This is a genomic window from Flavobacterium sp. NRK1 (genome assembly GCF_024054175.1).
Taxonomy (GTDB): Bacteria; Bacteroidota; Bacteroidia; order Flavobacteriales; family Flavobacteriaceae; genus Flavobacterium.
The window spans coordinates 859,311-881,337 of the sequence record NZ_JAMXLA010000001.1 but is presented as its reverse complement, the minus strand read 5'-3'; the positions used below and the strand labels follow the sequence as shown (position 1 = coordinate 881,337).

General features: G+C 36.4%; 18 protein-coding genes. 14 read left to right on the top strand and 4 right to left on the bottom strand.

Annotated elements, in window-relative coordinates; all coding sequences use genetic code 11:
• The first annotated feature begins 1 nt into the window (after position 1).
• From NHE85_RS04235 to NHE85_RS04190, 10 genes are all read left to right on the top strand, one after another.
• Positions 2 to 616: an outer membrane beta-barrel protein gene (locus NHE85_RS04235; RefSeq protein WP_252809976.1), complete on the top strand. Its 615-nt coding sequence runs from the start codon at positions 2 to 4 to the stop codon at positions 614 to 616.
• Between the two features lie 9 nt (positions 617 to 625).
• Positions 626 to 1,225, top strand: coding sequence for an outer membrane beta-barrel protein (locus NHE85_RS04230; protein WP_252809974.1), 600 nt, complete (start codon positions 626 to 628; stop codon positions 1,223 to 1,225).
• 26 nt (positions 1,226 to 1,251) lie between these two features.
• On the top strand, positions 1,252 to 1,878 hold the full coding sequence (locus tag NHE85_RS04225) for a porin family protein (RefSeq protein ID WP_252809971.1): 627 nt from the start codon (positions 1,252 to 1,254) through the stop codon (positions 1,876 to 1,878).
• Positions 1,878 to 2,249, top strand: coding sequence for a 3-hydroxyacyl-ACP dehydratase (locus tag NHE85_RS04220; protein WP_252809969.1), 372 nt, complete (start codon positions 1,878 to 1,880; stop codon positions 2,247 to 2,249). The genes NHE85_RS04225 and NHE85_RS04220 overlap by 1 nt, the downstream gene beginning before the upstream one ends.
• Positions 2,250 to 2,304: 55 nt before the next feature.
• Positions 2,305 to 2,790, top strand: coding sequence for a hypothetical protein (locus NHE85_RS04215; protein WP_252809967.1), 486 nt, complete (start codon positions 2,305 to 2,307; stop codon positions 2,788 to 2,790).
• Between the two features lie 94 nt (positions 2,791 to 2,884).
• Positions 2,885 to 4,066 (top strand): DUF2062 domain-containing protein, encoded by a 1,182-nt coding sequence (locus NHE85_RS04210; protein WP_252809965.1) that lies wholly within the window; start codon positions 2,885 to 2,887, stop codon positions 4,064 to 4,066.
• Positions 4,059 to 7,718, top strand: coding sequence for a 1-acyl-sn-glycerol-3-phosphate acyltransferase (locus tag NHE85_RS04205; protein WP_252809964.1), 3,660 nt, complete (start codon positions 4,059 to 4,061; stop codon positions 7,716 to 7,718). The genes NHE85_RS04210 and NHE85_RS04205 overlap by 8 nt, the downstream gene beginning before the upstream one ends.
• Positions 7,719 to 7,722: 4 nt before the next feature.
• Entirely contained in the window at positions 7,723 to 9,246 is a 1,524-nt protein-coding gene (locus NHE85_RS04200) for an NAD(P)/FAD-dependent oxidoreductase (protein WP_252809962.1), read from the top strand.
• 8 nt (positions 9,247 to 9,254) lie between these two features.
• The gene (locus NHE85_RS04195) at positions 9,255 to 10,922 is read left to right on the top strand and encodes a C45 family peptidase (protein ID WP_252809961.1); all 1,668 of its coding nucleotides are present in this window, start codon (positions 9,255 to 9,257) and stop codon (positions 10,920 to 10,922) included.
• A gap of 1 nt (position 10,923) precedes the next feature.
• Entirely contained in the window at positions 10,924 to 12,219 is a 1,296-nt protein-coding gene (locus NHE85_RS04190; protein ID WP_252809958.1) for a phenylacetate--CoA ligase family protein, read from the top strand.
• Here the strand turns inward: NHE85_RS04190 and NHE85_RS04185 are convergent.
• The 3 genes from NHE85_RS04185 to NHE85_RS04175 all read right to left on the bottom strand — a co-directional run bounded on the left by NHE85_RS04185 (position 12,216) and on the right by NHE85_RS04175 (position 17,574).
• Positions 12,216 to 15,632: a hypothetical protein gene (locus NHE85_RS04185; protein WP_252809956.1), complete on the bottom strand. Its 3,417-nt coding sequence runs from the start codon at positions 15,630 to 15,632 to the stop codon at positions 12,216 to 12,218. The two genes, NHE85_RS04190 and NHE85_RS04185, sit on opposite strands and share 4 nt — an antisense overlap.
• 197 nt (positions 15,633 to 15,829) lie before the next feature.
• The gene (locus tag NHE85_RS04180; RefSeq protein ID WP_252809954.1) at positions 15,830 to 17,089 is read right to left on the bottom strand and encodes an aspartate kinase; all 1,260 of its coding nucleotides are present in this window, start codon (positions 17,087 to 17,089) and stop codon (positions 15,830 to 15,832) included.
• Between the two features lie 11 nt (positions 17,090 to 17,100).
• Entirely contained in the window at positions 17,101 to 17,574 is a 474-nt protein-coding gene (locus NHE85_RS04175) for a GNAT family N-acetyltransferase (protein ID WP_252809952.1), read from the bottom strand.
• A gap of 111 nt (positions 17,575 to 17,685) precedes the next feature.
• Between NHE85_RS04175 and fbp the strand changes: the two genes are divergently transcribed.
• Entirely contained in the window at positions 17,686 to 18,696 is a 1,011-nt protein-coding gene (fbp, locus tag NHE85_RS04170; protein ID WP_252809950.1) for a class 1 fructose-bisphosphatase, read from the top strand.
• A gap of 39 nt (positions 18,697 to 18,735) precedes the next feature.
• On the opposite strand, the gene NHE85_RS04165 is transcribed toward fbp, so the two are convergent.
• The gene (locus NHE85_RS04165) at positions 18,736 to 19,167 is read right to left on the bottom strand and encodes a TerB family tellurite resistance protein (RefSeq protein ID WP_252809948.1); all 432 of its coding nucleotides are present in this window, start codon (positions 19,165 to 19,167) and stop codon (positions 18,736 to 18,738) included.
• Positions 19,168 to 19,333: 166 nt separating this feature from the next.
• Between NHE85_RS04165 and NHE85_RS04160 the strand changes: the two genes are divergently transcribed.
• The 3 genes from NHE85_RS04160 (at position 19,334) to NHE85_RS04150 (ending at position 21,995) form a co-directional block, all read left to right on the top strand.
• Positions 19,334 to 19,924 (top strand): HupE/UreJ family protein, encoded by a 591-nt coding sequence (locus NHE85_RS04160; RefSeq protein ID WP_252809946.1) that lies wholly within the window; start codon positions 19,334 to 19,336, stop codon positions 19,922 to 19,924.
• Between the two features lie 63 nt (positions 19,925 to 19,987).
• Positions 19,988 to 20,434, top strand: a complete 447-nt coding sequence (locus NHE85_RS04155; RefSeq protein WP_252809944.1) for a dCMP deaminase family protein — start codon at positions 19,988 to 19,990, stop codon at positions 20,432 to 20,434.
• The gene (locus tag NHE85_RS04150) at positions 20,424 to 21,995 is read left to right on the top strand and encodes a S41 family peptidase (protein ID WP_252809942.1); all 1,572 of its coding nucleotides are present in this window, start codon (positions 20,424 to 20,426) and stop codon (positions 21,993 to 21,995) included. The genes NHE85_RS04155 and NHE85_RS04150 overlap by 11 nt, the downstream gene beginning before the upstream one ends.
• Positions 21,996 to 22,027: the final 32 nt, after the last annotated feature.

Genomic DNA, 22,027 nt, shown 5'->3' with positions numbered 1-22,027 from the left:
TATGAAAAAGACTTTACTATTTACATTGTTTTTTCTTGCGGCCATTTCTGCAAACGCACAGGTTACATTAAGGCCCGGAATAAGGGGAGGTATTAATTTTTCCAGAATTACAGAAACCGATCTCGATACAAAAACCGATTTTTATATTGGAGGTTTTGCAGCATTAAAGCTTTCAAGATTTTATACGCTTCAGCCTGAAATTACATATTCAAGGCAGGGAGGTAAAGGAAATGTTAGAATATATGATAACGGCATAGGAGATTATACACAGAATAATATAGATTTATCACTTCAATATATTTCTCTTGTAGGATTAAATAAATTTACTTTTAGCGATAGTTTTAATATACATGTTGGACCAACATTTGATATTATAACAAACTCTGGACGCTATACTTATAATGATGTTGACCTTGGTATTACCGCTGGGTTAGGATACACATTGCCAATGGGGCTTACCATTGAAGCACGGGTTAAGAAGGGAATTATTGAAACTGTAGATACCTATTATTATAATGATAATGATGATCAGTATTCCTATGGCAATACAGCAACTAATCTTGTTTTTTCGCTGGGGCTTTCTTATAGCTTTGATGTGAAAGGAACAACCAAATAATACTATACTATGAAAAAATATATTTCTGTTATAGTATTTGCCTGTTGCTTTAGTGTTTCTTCTTATGCACAAACGTCTATTAAGCCGGGATTTAGGGCAGGAGTTAACTTTGCACGCTTTTCAGATACGGATTTTGATTTTAAATCTAATTTTTATGTTGGAGGTTTTGTAGCAATTAAGCTTTCGAGGTTTTATTCATTACAGCCGGAAATTAATTATTCGGCTCAGGGTGCAAAGGCAGATTTTTCAAATCTTAGTGATGTTGGTCATGCACCTTCAGATATATCTGTAAATTATTTATCGTTTGGCGTTTTAAATAAATTTACATTTACAGATGAGTTTAGCCTTATGGCAGGACCTGCAATTGATTTTGAAACCTATAGCAATGTAAACACCAATTCTGGAATTGACCTTTCACTAACGGCAGGTTTAGGGTACACACTTCCTTTTGGGTTAACTATTGAAGGGAGAGCTAAATTTGGTATAATAGATGTGTTAGAGTCAGACGATTATAACAACTCTAATAATTTTGTTGACGACTGGAATACTAATGTTGTATTGCAATTAGGAGTTTCATACAGTTTTGATGCAAAAGGGACAACCAAATAATATCATAAACCAACCAAAAATATACTATGAAAAAAATTGTTTTAATACTTGTTTTCCTTTTTGCATTACATGCAGAGGCTCAGGTAACTGTACAGCCAGGTATTAGAGGCGGTTTAAACCTTTCTACTATTACCAATACTAATGCGGACTTAAAAGCCGATTTTTATGTTGGTGGTTTTGTTGCAATAAAACTGGCCGGTTTTTATACTCTTCAGCCGGAGATCAATTATTCAAGGCAGGGTTCTAAAGTATCATTTGAAGATGTGTCATTTGATCCTGTTGTAAGTCCGGCTAAGGTTGAAAAGGATTATTCTATTCAGTACATTTCTGCAGGAGTAATGAATAAGTTTACTTTTGCAGAAAGCTTTAATGTGCTTGTGGGGCCTACCCTTGATTTTAAAGTGGGAGATAATTTTACAGGACAGGCAAAAAGAGACCTTGTAGGTATAGATCTTGGAATTTGTGGCGGTATAGGCTATACACTGCCTATAGGCCTTACGTTAGAAGCCCGTTATAAATTAGGCCTGGTTGACATATTTGGCAACACGTATGACGATTATTATTATAACGGCAACTATAACGGTTATGATAATATAAAGCTTAACAGTGTTATTCAGTTTGGACTTGCTTATACTTTTAAAACTACTAAATAATGTTGCTTAAAGATTTTTATAAAATAAATTCAATTGTAAATACAGAGGGTCAGAAATATACTGCTGCTATTACTTTAAACAAAGACCACGAAGTGTTTAAAGGTCATTTTCCGGGTAACCCTGTAACTCCGGGTGTTTGTATGATGCAAATCATTAAAGAACTTACCCAGCAAGTCATAAGTGCTAAACTAACAATGAAAAGTGCAGGCAATATAAAGTTTATGGCACTTATTAACCCTGAAGTTAATCCGGAGTTAAAACTGGATCTTGAAATTATAGTAAGTGATGATGGCACTGTAAAAGTGAAAAATACATCATATTTTAATGATACAGTAGCGTTAAAGTTAAGTTGTATTTATAATAGGAATTAGGTATATAGCTTAGTATTTACCATATTTAAGTATAATTTATAGGAATGTAAATGTCATGAAATTACTTTCATTTTTTATAGCTGTAATACTGTTTATGCCAACTGATATCACATCAGTTAGGGAGAAGTTTTTAAGCGCCGCTAAATCTGATCAGGCAGCGGATGAATTATATGCATCGCTTAAAGATGTGAGCAACGATAGTTCCGAAACCACTCTGGTAGCCTACAAGGCAGCATCGCTTACCTTAAAAGCAAAGTATGAAAAAGGGCTGCTTTCTAAAAAAAAGTTATTTACAGAAGGTGCTAAACTACTGGAAGCAGTAATAAAAAGAGACGCTGATAATTATGAAGCCAGATTAATTAGGCTGAGCATACAGGAGAATGCTCCGAAAATTACAGGCTACAATAAAAAAATAGCAGAAGACAAAGCTTTTTTAATAAGCAATTATAAAAGACAGAAGCCAGGTCTTAAGGAGTTTACCATGGGGTTTGTTGATAATTCCAAATCATTTACAAAAGAAGAAAAAGCTACTTTTAATTAGCAGGTTTTTTAATGTTTTTGTAAATAAAACTTCTGTTTGGCAAAAAAAATTAAAAGGGTATCTTTGCGCACTATTTAAAACAGCAATTTTTGTAATGAGCACAGCTCCACAATATTATAGTTCAATAGACCGGCTAAAGTGTTGTGTTATTATTCCCACTTATAATAATCACAAGACCCTTAAACGGGTAATAGACGGTGTATTGCAATACACAGGTAATATAATTGTTGTTAACGACGGTTCTACAGATACTACCCCTCAAATACTAAGTAATTATCCGCATCTGGTTCAGGTTCACTTGCCTAAAAACAAAGGCAAGGGTGCAGCATTGCGTGCAGGTTTTAAAACAGCCCTCTTAGCAGGATATGACTATGCTATTACAATAGATTCTGACGGCCAGCATTTTCCGGATGATATACCCGTTTTTATTGAGGCTATTGAAAGCGATGGTGAGGCATTGCTTATAGGCAGCCGCAATATGGCTCAGGAAGGCGTACCCAAAAAAAGCAGCTTTGGTAATAAGTTTTCTAACTTTTGGTTTTGGTTTGAAACAGGTAATAAGCTGGAAGATACTCAATCGGGGTACAGGTTGTATCCGTTAAAACAGATTCCGTCAAAATTTTTCACTACCAAGTTTGAATTTGAAATAGAGGTAATAGTCGGCGCTGCCTGGAAAGGCATTCCGGTAAAAAACGTTCCTGTAAAGGTTTTGTATGATATGAATGAACGGGTTTCTCACTTTCGTCCGTTTAAAGACTTTACAAGAATAAGCGTACTCAATACAGTATTGGTTATTATTAGCCTGTTATATATAAAACCACGTGATTTTATATATAGCTTTAAAAAAAAAAGCCTGAAGCAATTTTTTATTGAAAACGTGCTTGAAAGTGGCGATAGCAATACAAAAAAAGCATTGTCAATAGCACTTGGGGTATTTATCGGTATTGCACCGTTATGGGGTTTTCAAACTATTATAGTGCTTTTTCTGGCTTATGTATTCCGTCTTAATAAACTTATAGCTTTTGCTTTTTCTAATATAAGTGTTCCGCCATTAATTCCTCTTATTATTTATTTGTCGTTAAAAACAGGATCTTTGTTTGTGCAGGGTGTTATTCCTGATGATAAGGCTTCGGCGGTAGATTATGTAACACAAAATTTGTCTCAATATCTTGTAGGCAGTATTATACTTGCGGCAGCAGCATCTTTTATATTTGGCATGACAGGATATATTATTCTTATTGCTGCAAATAGAAATAAAACACATAGTAATGCATAAGATATTTATTGGCATACATTTTTTTATAAACAGGAACAAAGTTTTATCTGCCGGTATAGCTTTGGGATTGTTATTGCTGTTTGGATACTTTGCATCAAAAATTAATTTTGAGGAAGATATTACACGCCTTATCCCTAAAAATGAAAAGGCAGACGTAGCAACTAAAGTGCTGAGTCAGCTTAATTTTTCGGATAAGATAACGGTTATAATAAATGCGAAGGATGGTGCCAAACCCGAAGATCTTACACGTGTGGCGAATGTTTTTTTAGACAGTCTGCAAAGCTGTAAGCAATATATAAACAGTATTCAGGGTAAGGTAGAGGATGAAAATATACAGGAAACATTTGATTTTGTTTATAATAACCTGCCCTTGTTTCTTGATGACGAAGATTATAACCACATAGCCCTGCAGCTACAGCCAGACAGTATTGCTGCAGCCGTAAATGCTAATTATAGATCTATCATATCGCCATCAGGGCTGGTAACAAAAGATTTTATACTGAAAGATCCTTTTGGAATTTCATTTACGGGACTTAAAAAACTGCGCCAGTTAGGCATGGGTGATGATTTTCATTTGCAGGATGGTTATGTAATAACAAAAGACAATCAAAAGGTATTGCTTTTTATAAGTCCGAAACTTCCGGGCAATGAAACCAAAAAGAATACACTGTTTGTTAATAAATTAGATGCTATTAAAGCCAGTTTAAATGCGTCTTACAGCAAAACTGCAGCAATAGAATATTTTGGCGCAACAAATATTGCTGTTGCCAATGCAAAACAGATAAAAAAAGACATACAAACTACCACAATGATAGCTGTTACATTGCTAATGCTGATATTGATGGTGTATTACCGGAAGTTTTTTATACCCTTTATTATTTTAATCCCTACCATTTTTGGGGTATTGTTTGCTGTTGCGCTACTGTATTTTTTAAGAGGAACAATATCGGCAATATCATTAAGTATAGGATCAATATTACTTGGGGTTACTATAGATTATGCATTGCACATACTTACGCACTATAAGCATAATAGCGATATAAGGATACTTTATAAAGATATAACCAAGCCGCTTATTATGAGCAGCAGCACAACTGCGGTAGCATTTTTATGCCTGCTGTTTGTAAACTCCGGTGCATTACAGGACTTAGGTATTTTTGCTGCGGTTAGTGTTATGGTTACATCGCTATTTACATTACTTATTATTCCTCATTTATATAGGCCTAAAAGTTCTGAATTACAACATCATAATACAATTTTAGATAAGCTTGCAGGATTTTCATTTCATCAGAATAAACTGCTTGTAGCGGTTAGTGTTTTAATTATAATCATAAGTTTCTTTACTTTTAATAAGGTAGTTTATGATAAAGACATTTCTCAGCTTAATTATGTTCCTGACGATATTAAACTGGCAGAAAAACATTTGGAGGGCACTACAAACCTTATGTCTAAATCATTATATGTTACGGCATATGGTAATGATTCCGACGCCGTACTGCAAAACAATAATAATCTCTATGATCAGCTTAATAACGATAAAAAAGAGCACAAGCTTTTAACCTACAGTTCTATTGGCGGTATAGTACTGTCTGAAAGAGAACAGCAAAAAAAGATTGATAAGTGGAATAGTTTCTGGACACCGCAAAGAAAAGATCAGGTTAAGGCAGGTCTAATCGCCGAAGGTAATAAGCTGGGCTTTAAACCGAATGCTTATGATCCTTTTTATGCACTGCTTAGTAATAATTTCACTACTATTAGCCTTAAAGATTATCTAAAGGTAAAAGCACTTTTTTTAAATGAATTTATAACCGAGAAAAATGGATTTTATACTGTTTCTTCGGTCGTAAAAGTATCTGATGCGCAAAGAGATAAAGTTGTTTCGGCGCTTTCAGCAAAGCAAAAAGTGATGGTGATTGACAGGCAGCAGATGAATGAAGCTTTTTTGGGAGGCCTTAAAAACGATTTTACATCACTCATAAATTATTCATTTATTGCTATAGTACTTATATTGTTTTTGTTTTTCAGGCGCATTGAGCTGGTAATAATAAGCAGTATTCCAATTATTATTACGGGTATTGTAACCACAGGAATTATGGCAGTGTTTGATGTGCGCCTTAATATTTTCAGTACAATTGTATGTACGCTTGTGTTGGGGCATGGAGTAGATTTCAGTATTTTTATGACCAGTGCTTTGCAAAAAGAATTTACTACGGGTAAAAGCGAAATGGCAACCTACAGAACTTCTATTTTACTGGCTGTATTAACAACAGTGTTAGGTATAGGTGCACTTATATTTGCAGGTCATCCGGCTTTAAAATCTATTTCTTCCGTATCGTTAATAGGAGTTTTTGGAGCCCTTATTATAACATTTGTATTTTACCCTATACTTTTCAGGCTTGCCTTTACCCAAAGGGTAAAAAAAGGGAATGCACCTTTTGAATTAAGAACACTTTTGCAATCTTTATTTTTATTTGCGTATTATGGATTGGGATCGTTTATGTTATCCATTATAAGTCTGCTGTTTGTAAATATATTACCACTTAAAAAGAAATGGAAAATACAGGCATTTAGGTATGTCATGTCTAAATTCATGAAGTCTGTGCTGTATCTGAATCCTTTTGTAAAGAAAACGATACTTAATCCTAATAATGAAACTTTTGATAAGCCAGCCATTATTATAGCTAACCACACCTCTTTTCTTGATATTCTTGCAATAGGTATGTTAAGCCCTAAAATAATTTATCTGGTAAGCGACTGGGTTTACAATTCCCCCGTTTTTGGAATAGGGGTTAAACTTGCAGGTTTTTATCCGGTATCGCAGGGTATAGAGGGAGGCGTAGAACATTTGCGTAAAAAAGTGGAAGAAGGATATTCATTAGTTGTATTTCCGGAAGGAACACGATCTAAAAGCAATCAAATACAGCGTTTTCATAAAGGAGCATTTTACCTGGCTCAGGAATTTAATCTTGATATAGTACCCATACTTATACATGGTAATTCGGAGGTGCTTCCTAAAGGCGATTTCATAATCTATGACGGAAGCCTTACGCTAAAGATATTAGACCGTATAGCTCCTGATAACAGCCGTTTTGGTGTAACTTTTTCCGAAAAAGCTAAAGGTATAGGTGCTTACTTTAAGGAACAGTTCAGGCTTATGCGAACTGAAAGGGAAGCGCCTGATTATTTTAAAAGAAAAATACTGCATAGCTTTGCTTACAAAGAATCGGATGTTGTTGACACCGTAAAGAGTAATGTAAAAAACAGTATTGCAATATATCACAGGCTTAACAGCTTTGTAGGGTCAAAAGAAACCATATTGCATATAGCAGATAATTATGGTGAAACGAGTGTGCTTTTAGCCCTGCAGGAGCCTCAGAGAAAAATATACTGCTATATAGAAAATCAGGAAAAAAGGGAAATTGCCAAGACGAACTACATAAATACAAAACGGGATATTTATTATCTTTCTTCAGTTGAGGATGCTGAAAAGACAAATTATTCGGTTATTATTGCAGAAGCAGTAATAATAAACACGAATATAGCATTAAAGGCTGAACGTATTATTTTTATAAAACCATTTGAAGTTATAGTGCCCGATGGTTTTGATATTGAATATGAAGAAGATAGTTTTGTAATAGCCAGGAAGCGATAAGCAGATGAAAAAAAAGTATGATGTTGTTATAGTGGGAAGCGGTTTAGGCGGATTGGTATCTTCTATTATTTTAGCAAAAGAAGGATACAGCGTTTGTGTGCTGGAAAAAAACAATCAGTTTGGCGGTAACCTGCAGACCTTTGTAAGAGATAAAACCATTTTTGATACAGGGGTACATTATATTGGCGGACTTGATAAGGAACAAAACCTTTATAGCTATTTTAAATATATAGGTATAATGGACGGCCTCAGGCTAAAAAGAATGGATGAGGATGCTTATGATATTATTTCGTTTGATAATGATGAACAGGAATACCCACATGCACAGGGATATGATAACTTTGTAAAACAGCTATTAAAATATTTTCCTGATGAAGAAGAAAGCCTTAAGGCTTATTGCCAAAAGCTGATAGCTACCTGCGACACGTTTCCACTGTACAATCTTAACAACAGTGATGTAAAATATGACCCTGAAGTACTGGCTCAAAATGCAAAAGAGTATATAGACAGCATTACCCAAAATGAGAAACTAAGGGCAGTTTTGGCGGGTTCTAATTTTCTATATGCAGGTATAGCAGATAAATCGCCTTTATATGTTCATGCCCTTTCTGTAAATTCTTATATGCAAAGTGCCTGGCGGTGTATTAACGGTGGCAGCCAGATTACCAAGCTGCTTATAAAACAGCTTAAAAAATACGGAGGAGAAACTTATAAATACAAAGAAGTTACAGGTTTTGGCTTTGAAGATAATAAGCTCGTTTCGGCAAAAACTAAAGGCGGTACAGAAGTTTTTGGCGATATATTTATATCTAATATAGAGCCTAAAACTACGCTTAATCTTATAGGCAAAGATAAATTCAGAAAATCATTTTACAACAGGGTACAGGGGTTAGAGTGTGTAGTTTCTGCTTTCAGCCTTTATATAGTATTTAAACCAAATACCTTTAAATACCTCAATCATAATTACTATCATTTTAAAGATAGTTCTCTGGTATGGCAAAGCATGCATGCTACACAGGAGTCGTGGCCGGAAGGCTATATGGCGTCAATGAATGTGTCGGCAAAACAGGATGAATATGCTGAAAGCATGACGCTTATTACCACAATGGATTTTAATGAGGTTGCACAATGGCAGCATACATATAACACAGCTGCCGAGGAAACAGACAGAGGCGAGGCCTATAAACGTTTTAAAGATCAGAAAACAGAGCAGTTCTTAAAAGAAGTAGAGAAAAAATTCCCGGGAATAAGGGATTGTATCAAATCGGTACACGCGTCAACACCATTATCATACAGAGATTATATAGGGGGGCATAATGGCAATTTGTACGGATATGTAAAAGATTCAAACAACCCTATGAAGACCTTTATTTCGGCCAAAACCAAAATTGATAATTTGTATTTTACCGGGCAAAGCATTAATATGCACGGTGTATTGGGCGTAACCATAGGAGCCGTAGTAACATGCGGTGAAATTGTAGGTAAAGATTATCTTATAAATAAAATAAACAGCGAGGTTAACTTGTAGTACGGGTTATGAAAAGGAGTATATATGTATTTTTATTATTTTGTTCAGCATTACTGCTGGCATCATGTGGTACATATAAGTCACTTCATGATAAACCTGTAACTGAGGGTTATAATTCTACGCTTCCTGTTATCCAAAAGCAGAATGATACTTTAATTATAAGTGGTAAAAACTTTCTGCTAAAGAACCGTTACGGCCTTTGGGAAATGTATGTTGAGGGTGATGCTTTGGAAAGAGGTTTGACCGAAGGCGCAATATCTGAAGATCTGATGAAATTTCAGGAGCACGTTTTTCTGGATAAGGTAAAAGAAATAGTACCTTCTAAATTTAAGCAAAGCCTGCTAAGGCAGTTTTTAAAATGGTATAACAGAAAATTATATCTGCATGTACCACAGGAATATAAAACAGAAATTTATGGGCTGTCGCAATATGTATCTCATGAGTATGATAATGTAGCGCCACCTTATTTGCGCGTTTTATATTTGCATGCGGCCCACGATATTGGGCATGCTCTTAGTGATCTGGCTTTAGTGGGCTGCACATCTTTTGCAGCATGGGATGATAAAACCGAAGATGGTTCCCTGCTTATAGCGCGTAATCTCGATTTTTACGCCGGAGATGAATTTGCAAAAAATAAGATAATATCGTTTGTTAAGCCAGATAAAGGTTACGCCTATATGTCGGTGGGCTGGGCAGGTATGATAGGGAACCTTTCAGGAATGAATAGTGAAGGACTTACGGTTACTATTAATGCTGGTAAATCAGATATGCCAATAATCGCTAAAACACCAATATCTATACTTTCCCGTGAGATCTTGCAGTATGCTAAAAATATTGATGAAGCTGTTGCCATTGCTAAGAAACGAGAGGTTTTTGTATCGGAAAGTATTATGGTAGGGAGCGCTCATGATCATAAAGCGGTGCTTATAGAAGTTTCGCCTAAAAAGTTTGGAGTATATGATGTAGATAATACTTCGCAGTTAATATGCTCCAATCATTTTCAGAGTGAGGCTTATAAAGATGACGAAAACAATAATAGTACAATACAAAACAGTCATTCTGAATATCGCTTCGAAAGAATGACCGAACTACTGGCTGAACAGGATAAAGTAAATCCGGTAAAAGCAGCAGCTATTATGCGTAATAAGGATGGATTAAAAGATGCTTTGCTGGGTTATGGTAATGAAAAAGCTATTAACCAGCTGCTGGCGCACCACTCTGTAGTATTTAAACCGGAACAAAAACTGGTTTGGGTATCTGCTAATCCTTATCAGCTGGGTGAGTATGTAGCTTATGATCTGAATGCTGTTTTTGGCAAAGAACATTCAGATACTTTGCAGTCTATGGTTATAGATTCGCTAACCATTCCTAAAGATGATTTTATAGATTCTGAAGCTTTTAAAAAGTATGAGCAATTTAGAATTCAGGATAGAGTTGTTGATAAAGCTATAAATAACAAACATCATTTAGACACTGAATTCATAAAGGATTATCAGTTGTTAAATCCTGATTTTTGGCTGGTGTATTACAAAGCAGGAGTATATCTTTACAATAAAGGATATTATACTGCCGCAAGTGCTGAATTTAAAAGAGCACTTACTAAAGAAGTTACAACACTTCCTGACAGAGAGAAAACAGAAGAATATCTTAAAAGGATAAATAAGAAACTAAAATAGCATGGATATTCCTTCTATAGAAAAGGCATCATTAGCAGAAATAAAAGCATATCAGGAGCAGCGACTTAAAGAGGCCTTATATTATGCTGCCGAAAATTCACCCTATTACAGTTCGCTTTTTCGTAATAATGCCATTGCTATAGAAAATATAGTTAAGCTGGAAGATTTACAGCAATTGCCAGTTACCACAAAAGAGCAGTTGCAGGAATATAATGATGATTTTTTATGCGTACCTAAATCGCACATAATAGATTATACCACTACATCGGGCACATCAGGGCGTCCGGTAACTTTTGGACTTACCGATAAAGACCTTGAACGACTGGCCTATAATGAGGCTATATCTTTTATATGCTCCGGAATTAAAGAAGGCGATGTTGTGCAGTTAATGACAACAATAGACAGGCGTTTTATGGCGGGGCTTGCTTACTTTTTAGGCTTACGCAAAATTAAAGCGGGTGTTATTAGGGTAGGGGCCGGAGTGCCGGAACTGCAATGGGATTCTATTTTAAAATATAATCCGTCTTATTTAATTACAGTACCGTCATTTCTTTTAAAACTTGTAGAATATGCCGAGGCTAATGGCATAGATTATAATGCAAGCAGTATTAAAGGCGCTATATGTATTGGTGAGCCACTCCGTAATCAGGATTTTTCAGATAATACATTATCACAGAAGATTAAGGAAAAATGGAATATTAAATTGTTTTCTACCTACGCATCTACTGAAATGAGTACTGCCTTTGCCGAGTGCGAATATTCATGTGGTGGGCATCATCATCCCGAACTTATAATTGCTGAAGTACTTGATGAAAATGATAATCCTGTAAAGAACGGAGAAGCTGGTGAGCTTACTGTAACTACATTGGGTATTGAGGGTATGCCGTTAATACGTTTTAGAACAGGCGATATTGTACAGCTGCATACTGAACCCTGCCAATGCGGAAGGAACAGTATGCGGATAGGCCCGGTAGTGGGAAGAAAACAACAAATGATAAAATATAAAGGTACTACTTTATATCCGCCTGCAATGATTGATTTGTTGAGGTCTTTCCCCGAAATACAAAACCATATTATAGAGATAAGTACTAACGGCCTGGGTACAGATGAAATACTCATTAAAGCTGCGGCAATAAACCCTACAGAAGAATTATTGGTACAGATAAAAGATCATTTCAGGGCAAAGCTAAGGGTAACGCCTAAAATTATTTTTGCAACCTTAGAAGAGCTTAATAGTATTATGTTTAACCCTATGAGCCGTAAGCCTGTAAATTTTATTGATAGGCGGGTAAATTAAAAATAAGCCCTTAATTGTACACTTCCTGTATGTATTGCTTTAGTAGATTCACTTTTACGTCCCTGATAGCTTACGTTAACATCAAGAAACTGGGTAAGGTTTTTTTGCAGCAATAATCTCCAGGTAAGATTTTGCCCGGGTTGCAACCCTTCAAGCATCTGGTAAGCAGCAGGTGAGAGCTGGTTACCGTTAAAATCATTTTTATATAACGAAAATTCGCCATTTGCAGTAAACTGCTTTTCTGAAGCATAGCTAAATGATGTACCAACGCGTTGTTGGTTTAGTGTTTCCATTTCACCAAGGCGGTTCTCTTTGTTATTGTATTCATAAAAAATATCCCAACTTGCATTACGCGAAAAGATGTATGATATTTTAGGCTCAAGGGCATAACCTTCTATTCTGTAGTTTTTAGTGCCATAATTTTCAGAAGCCGAGGTTGATTTGTTTGTCTGACCTAAAAAGCCGAAAAGCCATGTTTTTTGAACAAGATGTGCATACTGCATTTGATGGCTCTGGCTGCTGTTTTCCTGAGAGCCGATGGTAAGCAGGGTTTTTGCCCTGTTTTTTAGATAGGTATAGGTTACAGAATGATCCTGCTTTCCGCGGTTGTAAAAAAGACTGTTACGTATGCCTGAGCTAAGCCCCAGTAAACTTTTCTCACTTGATGAAAACGGATTAAGATCGAAATTATCAGTATCGCGTTCTATTTTTCTATCAATTAAAAAAGAAGCCTGATCATAAAAATAAGATAAGAATTTTTTAAAACCTGTTTTGTTTTGCCATTGGTTCGGGTTCAATGTAACCGATTGTGAGAACTTATTCTGATGGGTACGCACAAATACCTGATTGGGCAAAAACACACGTACAAATGTAGCTTTGTCAGGAAAAGGTGCAACTTCAAATTCCTGCAATTCCTGTATGCCATTACCGTTATAATCGTTCCAGGTATAAACGCCCTGACCGGGATCTACTTCAAGATAGGTAAATTCCTGCTGGGCTATTGTACCCGATGTAGTTTCATACGCTGTATTTACCTGTACCAACTGATCCCAGTACCTGTCGTTATACAATACTCTCGAGTTTAAAGACGGTTCACTTTTTATAGCAGGATCTTCAAATTTAAGGTTACGGTAGTTTACAAAAACGGTAAGGTCGCTTTTTTCGGTTTGCAGTAATCTCGATTTCAGGTAATAAGATCGTGATGTGTTTACTTTTTTAAGCAGCCCGTTTACAAGGCTGTCATTGGCACGTTGCAGGTAACCCAACTCTACATATACTTTTGTGCTGTCTCCACGGCCTATAAAAGCACCAAACTCATTAAAGCGCTGGCTTAATGTGCTGAGTTGCTTAGATGGCTTTATTTTTTCCTGATTATCTTCCAGCCGTACAGTACCGCCAATCCAGTTTTTACTAAAATGGTATTTAGCCAGTGCCTCATTACGTATAAAAGAGGAAGTAGAGTAGTCGCTGTCGCTATGCATCCAGCTGCCGCGATTTTGTATAATCAGGTTTTTAAAATTAAAACCGCCATCTACTACATGGCGCATTCCATTAAAGGCATTGGCAAAGTCTAATTTTTCAAGCTGGTAGTTTACCTGTCCTTTGTTAGGAATACGAAAAGCTATACCTGTAACCAGATAGCTTTGATCGCCATTTGTAGTAACAATATTTGCAAGATTCCAGTCGCGGTTAAACTCAATATTAAACAGGCGTTCTATAGTACGGAAATCTTTTTGTATAAACTGGTAATTAGCAAAGCCATCCAGTTCCCACTTTCCGGTATATAAACGTTGTTTAGCATTAATTTTACCGGCAACTCCCTGATTATCGTTGTCATCTATAGGCGAAAAAAGGTTGAGGTCATTATTGCTTATTCCTGCCTCAAAGTCTATAACTGTTTTTTCGCTTGGGTTATATTTACCCAATACCGTAGCAATTTGTATTTTGGTAGGTGGGGTAAGGCGTACTACAGGTTCATAGTTACCCTGAGGAATACCATTTACTGGAGCTACATACTGATAAATTCGGCCTACGGCAGCAGCATTTGCTAAAATGTAATTACCCAGATTATTGCCCACAAGGCTAAAACGAACATTATACAGTTCATCATCAGGATTATTAGAATATTCAAATACCTCTACACCGTCTATTATTGTTTTTTTATACAGTGTTTTATTTTCAGAATAGGAATCTATAAAAGCTGAAGGCGCTGTCATTTTGGTTACATCATCTCCGGCATTTTTTAATATTGCAGCCTGCTCTTCCGATAGATTTTGTTGCAACGGCTGGTTTTTTACATCATTTTCAGAATACACAAATCCGCCAATGCTCCAGGTTTCAGCTTCATGGGTTACGCCGCCATAAGTTACAAAACGTGTATAACTGCGTTCCGAGTATTGGTATTCTATATTAATACGCATTTCAGATGTTATAGGGAACAATGAGGTGAAGATAACCTCACCGGCATTATAATCTATAATATAATCGTTGTTTTCTCCACGTTCCAGTAATATACCGTTTACAAATACCCGTTCAGAACCCGATATTACAAGTACATACAATTCGTCATTCGGGCCGCGTAGTTTATAAGGGCCCTGGTTGCCTTCCTGCCCTGTAAAAGTACTTTTAGCATACTGGCCGCGCACTAATGCAGCAGCAGCAAAAACAGAGGTTTTATTGTCTTCCCCGCCAAATGTAAAGTTGGTAGAAAGCCCCTGTACTTTTTTATTGAAATTAAGGAATCGCGACTGGCGGTTTTCAAGGAAGAGATCACCTGCACGAATGTTCCATTTATCAGTAAACATTTCAATAAAGATTTGGTCAAACTCATCAAGCTTTTGCGAATAACCGCCTTCCTGTAAAGGTATATTGGTATCCTGAATTGATGCGCGAAGGCTTACTTTATCGGATATTTTTCCGGTAATCTGAAGGTCAAGGTTAGAATTTACTACAGCGCTCTGGTTGTTGCCTACTGTAATTCCCCGTGTTATACTGCCCGATGTAGTTAATCCGTCAAAGGGCTTATAGGTGCTAAGCTGGTCTCGGGTGACTTTATACAGGTTGGGCCTTGACGCATCATTGCTCACAACACGGCTTTCGTCATAAATACTGTATTTTTTGGTAAGATAATCTGGGTATGACAGATAACGTAAAGTAAGGGTGTCCTGCGAAGTAAATCCATTTCTGAAAACCAAAGTACTATTACGGAAATCTACTTTGTAAAAGCTGGTATCTATATCATTGCCTTTGGTGTCTTTAAGTTTAAAAAAGGCTTTATTAATGCTTACACTGTCTATTTTTATAGTGTCCTGAGTAACTACAATTTTACGGTTTTTGTAGGGCGTAGTGATTTCCTGACCGTAAAGTGCGGAAACACAACATAAAAACACCAGTAAAAGCCCGTTTTTCAGCATAGTACACTATAAACTCAAAAAATGCAAAAGTAGTGTATTTAAAGGGAAGAATTAAGAAGCGGAAGTGTTAGGTAAGATTTCTTATTTTTTACGCACCATGAAGACAGGCTATATTTAATAGCGATTATACGTTTAAAAAACATACCCTGCTAAATATGCAGGGTATGTTTTAAGAAGCACTTAATATTGCAAACTATCTACTTCGCGCTTTCCTTAGTAACAAGCTGTAGTGTTTCGCGGCTTATTTGTTTTACCAATACTTCTTTGCCTTTTGCGACAGCATCGGCAGAATTTTCGGTAAAATGGCGTATAGTATATAACGATACATTCTCATTATAAGTAACCTGGAATTTTTTAGAAAGTATGCTTTTCAGTTCCGGGAAATTACCAAATTTATCATCTACACATACCGAGAAGCTAATAGCCGTATTTTGGATAAGTGTTACTTTGATTTTGTATTTGTGCAGGAGCATAAATATCTCACTTATGTTCTCTTCCATTATAAATGAGAAGTCTAACGATGAAAGCGAGATTAATAGCTGGTCTTTTTTTACAATAAAGCAGGAAGCCTGTGGTTCAAGATCGGCACCTTTACTTACTCGTGTGCCCGGTAATAATGGATTAATGAATGACTTTACAAAAAGTGGTATTTCTTTTTTCTGTAACGGTTGTAATGTTTTTGGGTGAATAACTGTGGCTCCGTAAAAAGCAAGCTCTATAGCCTCACGATATGAAATTTGATTTAGCAGTATTGCGTTTTCAAAGTAACGCGGGTCAGCATTCATAACGCCCGGTACATCTTTCCATATTGTTACATTTTCTGCATTTAAACAGTAAGCAAAAATTGCCGCAGTATAATCAGATCCTTCCCTTCCTAAAGTAGTGGTAAATCCGTTTTCATCAGACCCTAAAAAGCCCTGTGTAATATTAAGTGTCTTTTTCTTAAGTCCTTTAATATTGTTCTGTGTCTGGTCCCAGTCAACAATTGCATCACGGTAGGTGTTATCCGTTTTAATATATTCTCTAACATCGATCCACTGGTTTTTAAGTCCGCGTGCATTAAAATAATGACTTACAATTGTTGTAGAAAGTACCTCTCCTAAACTCACCACCTGGTCATATACAAAATTGTAGTTAGGTGATTTATTATGCTGAAGAAAGTTCTCAAGATCTGTAAATATGGCATTTACTGCTGCAAAAACAGGATTGTTGTCGTCTTCAAACAAATCCATTAAAATCTGGTTATGGTATTTTTTTACTTCCTGTACAGATGCCTGCAGCTCGGGTGACTTTTCAAAATAGTTCTTTATAACCGCCTCAAAGGCGTTTGTGGTTTTTCCCATAGCTGAGATAACCAGCAGCACGTCTTCGTGGCCAACTTTTCCTAAAACATCATACACATTTTTAATACCATCAGCATCTTTTACAGATGCACCTCCAAATTTGAATACTTTCATTCTGAAAATGTTTATAAATCTATTGTAAACTTTGTAATTCCTTCTTCGTCCATCTGAACGGTTAACCAGTCCTGAAATATAGTAGCGCCAGATCGCTTGTAAAAATCTATGGCATGGGTGTTCCAGTTAAGCACTGCCCATTCTACACGGCGTACGCCTTCCTGTCTGGCAAACTTAATCACTTCTTTATAAAGTGCGCTGCCTGCTCCGGTTCCGCGTTTATCTTCTTTTACTATCAGGTCTTCCAGATGTATTGTTTTGCCTTTCCATGTAGAGTAACGGTAATAAAAAAGTGCCATACCCACAACTTCATTATTAACTTCTGCAATAAAAGTTTTAAATAAAGGTGCGCTGCCAAATCCATCGCGCTCCAGTTCTTTTTCGGTTACCACTACGGCATCGGGTTCATTTTCAAAAACCGCCAGTTCTTTTATAAGTTCTAATATGGCGGGTACATCCTGTATGTGTCCTTTTCGTATTAACATGAGCAAAATTTGGGCAAAAATACACGCAAAATTGCTTCTAAATAATAAATTATTTTAATATCACAAAAATATCGATATTTGTGCCCTCAACACAACTACAACGATATAGTAATGGAAGAACGTAATAAAACGCTTGGCGAATTTATAATTGAAAAGCAGGAAGATTTCAAATATTCTTCAGGTGAATTATCAAGGCTTATCAACTCAATACGGCTTGCCGCTAAGGTTGTAAACTACAAGGTTAATAAAGCCGGACTGGTAGATATAATAGGTAAATTTGGAGAGCAGAATGTTCAGGGTGAAGATCAGCAGAAGCTGGATGTTTATGCCAATGAAACTTTTATGCAGACGCTTATAAACCGTGAAATTGTTTGCGGTATAGCCTCTGAAGAGAATGACGACTTTATTACAATTAAAGGTAATGACGGGGCACACAATAATAAATATGTAGTGCTTATGGATCCGCTTGACGGTTCATCAAATATAGATGTTAATGTATCTGTAGGAACTATATTCTCGGTTTACCGCAGGGTAACGCCTGTAGGTACTCCTGTAACACTTGAAGATTTCCTTCAACCGGGTACAAGTCAGGTCGCAGCGGGTTATGTTATTTATGGTACATCTACAATGCTGGTATATACTACAGGTAATGGAGTAAACGGATTTACCCTTAACCCGGCTATTGGTACTTTTTACCTTTCTCACCCTAACCTTACCTTTCCTAAAGATGGAACTATTTATTCTATTAATGAAGGGAATTATGTGCACTTTCCGCAAGGGGTTAAAGATTATATCAAGTACTGCCAGCTTGAAGAAGGCGACAGGCCTTATACTTCAAGATACATCGGTAGCCTGGTGTCAGACATTCACCGTAATATGATAAAAGGCGGTATTTATATATACCCAACAAGCTCTAAGGCACCTAATGGTAAACTAAGATTGTTGTATGAATGCAACCCGATGGCCTTTATTGCCGAACAGGCAGGAGGAAAAGCCTCTGATGGTTTTGGGCGCATTATGGAAATTCAGCCTACAGAATTGCACCAGCGTGTGCCGTTTTTCTGTGGCAGCTACAACATGGTAGAGAAAGCAGAAGAGTTTATGGGCAAATATGGAAGATAGGCTTAGATAAAATAAAAAATCCCGCAAATGCGGGATTTTTTATTTGTTCATGTGTTGCATTTCGTAAAGAAAAGTGTCTAAATCTACGTTTAATACAAGTAATGATAAAGCTTTGTCAACAATGTAGTGTACGTTGCCCGGTGTAAAACCTAATGCAAGTGCAAAACGTGTAAGTATTTCTTTTTGTCTCGGACCAAGAATATGGTCTGCATATACCATTCTTGAAAGGTCATACAAACGCTCCAGCCTGTGTACATGCAAGTACGGCGGATTAATAGGGTATCTTAAAGGGTTTTCAAGAATCTCCTTGTACTCATCATTAGAGATTTCAAGCTCTTTAGCTAATTTGTCAAGAAAGTGGCGTTCTTCAGTGCTTAGGTGGCCATTTTCCATAGCAACCCTTACGATTGCAGAAAAATGCCCTTTATTCCTGTTCTTAAATCCACTATCGAATAGATCTGAAATAGACATATTTTTTCTGTTAATATTTTACGGCAAATATACTTCTATATTTCATGCTGAAATAATTTTTTAAAAAGATTTTATCGGATTAAAAGTTCCTTTTTGCTCGTTGTCAGGAAGAAAAAGTTTATGAAAAAAAATGTAAGTTTACGCTTTAAATATTATAGGTAATATTATGTCAGAATTTTGGCTGTATTTTGAAACGGGTCTTTACCATGTGTTAGATATTAATGCATATGATCACATCCTGTTTTTGGCTATGCTTACAGTGCCTTATACCTTTAAGGACTGGAAAAATGTAATACTGCTTGTTACCCTTTTTACCATTGGGCATACATTGTCGCTCATATTATCTGTATACAGCATAGTAAGCTTAAATGCAAAAATGGTAGAGTTTCTTATACCTATTACCATATTGACGGCGGCTATTTACAACATTGTAAAACTTGGTAAAAAAGCATCTAGAAACAACACTGTAAATTTTATAGCAATAACAACTTTGTTTTTTGGTATAATACACGGGCTTGGGTTTTCTAATTATTTTAAGTTGGTATTAGATAAAAATGCCGACAATAAAATGCTGCCTTTGCTGGAGTTTGCATTAGGTATTGAAGCTGCCCAGGTAATTATAGTAATTTGTGTGTTAATAATTGGCTATATACTTCAGGAATTTTTCAGGGTATCTAGGCGCGACTGGGTGCTTATCATGTCGGCCTTTGTAGCAGGTATTGTAGTGCCTATGATTATAGGTAATAAATTTTGGTAATTTTTTAACTTTATACGGGCTGCCAATACTTATATTTGAGTATATGCGGTTCATTGCTTTGTAATGAAAGAGAGAAAACAGAATAAATATGATAAGGCTTATTTAAGAATTGCCAGAGAATGGGGGCAGTTATCATATTGCAGGCGTAAAAAAGTTGGCGCAATTATTGTTAAAGACAGAATGATAATATCTGATGGCTACAATGGTACACCCTCGGGTTTTGAGAACTGCTGTGAAGATGAGGAAGGGCTTACCAAATGGTATGTACTGCATGCCGAAGCTAACGCTATATTAAAAGTGGCCCGCTCTACACAATCTTGCGAAGGCGCAACATTATATATTACCATGTCTCCCTGTAAAGATTGTAGTAAGCTTATTCATCAGGCGGGAATAACAAGGGTTGTTTACCTTGAAGGTTATAAAGATAATTCAGGTATAGACTTTTTACTTAAGGCGGGAGTAGAAGTGGCACATATAGCCAATCTGGAAGCTGATATAAATGAAAATTAACAGAATATATTTACCTATTGCTTTATCGGTCGCGCTTGCGGCAGGACTGCTTATTGGCAGTTTTTTAGATTTTCCGTCAACACAGCGCGGAATGATTTATAGTGCTAATAAAAGTAAGCTTAACAAACTTATAGACTTTATTGACCGTGAATATGTAGATGATATTAATACCGACTCTATTGTAGATATTACTGTAAACAGCATACTCGAAAAGCTGGATCCGCACTCCGTTTATATTGCAAAAAATGAGATGGAACAGGTTGCTCAGAGTATGAAAGGTGATTTTGTGGGTATCGGAGTCAATTTTTATATGTATAAAGATTCTGTAGCGGTTATTAAGCCTATTCCGGGAGGCCCGTCTGAAAGAGCCGGTATAAAATCGGGTGACCGGATATTATTTGCAGATAATACTAAGCTTTTTGGGCGAAAACTACCTAACGATACGCTTTTCTCAAAGTTAAAAGGAGAAGAGGGTTCTAAGGTAAGGCTTACTATTTTCAGGAAAAGTGAAAATAAAAAATTCAATATAGATGTTCAGCGTGATATTGTGCCCATAAAAAGTGTAGATGCCGCTGTTATGGCCGGTAAAAATACAGGGTATATAAAAGTGAACCGTTTTGCTGAAACTACTTATGATGAATTTCACAGGGCCTTGATTAACCTTAAAGCGCAGGGAGCAACAGAGCTGATTGTTGATTTGCGCGATAACGGCGGGGGATATCTTGAAAAGGCGGTTCAGATAGCCGATGAATTTTTGAAAGACGGAGAACTTATAGTAAAGACGAAAAACAAAAAGAACCGCGAAGACAAAACTTATGCTACTAAAAAAGGCGATTTTGAAAACGGTAAGCTTTATATCTTAATAAATGAAAATAGTGCTTCTGCCAGTGAGATACTTGCCGGAGCTATTCAGGACAACGACAGGGGTACTATTGTAGGCAGACGCTCTTTTGGTAAAGGGCTTGTGCAGAGAGAAATGCCTTTGGGTGACGGCAGTGCTGTAAGACTTACTGTAGCCCGGTATTATACGCCATCGGGCAGGTCCATACAAAGAAGTTATGATCATGGTGGTGACGAATATTTTAATGATTTTGAGAAGCGTTTTGAAAGTGGTGAATTGTATGCTGCCGATAGTATTAAAATAGCCGACACGCTTAAATTTAAAACGACTAAGGGCCGTATTGTATACGGAGGGGGCGGTATTATACCCGATATGTTTGTGCCATTAGAAGGTAAGCACGGCGATGAGGCAGTAACTATGATAATGCAAAGTGGTATAGTAAGCTATTTTGTGTTTGAACAGCTTGATAAAGAAAGAAAAGAATTTAAAGGCCTTAACGCTGCCCGTATTACAGAAAAAGTAATGGATACAGATAAATACTTTAAGGCTTTTGCTGCGTATCTGACAAAAAACGGACTCGTTTTTAAACTTGATAAGCATAAAGAAAGAGTGAAGCATTATCTGGCCGCCGAGTTTGAAAGACAGTTGCTGAACGAGAAAGTATATTATGAAATGATACTTAAAGAAGATAATATGGTAAAAGCTGTACTGGCAAAATAGTTTAAAGCATTCATAACTAGTAACTACTAGTA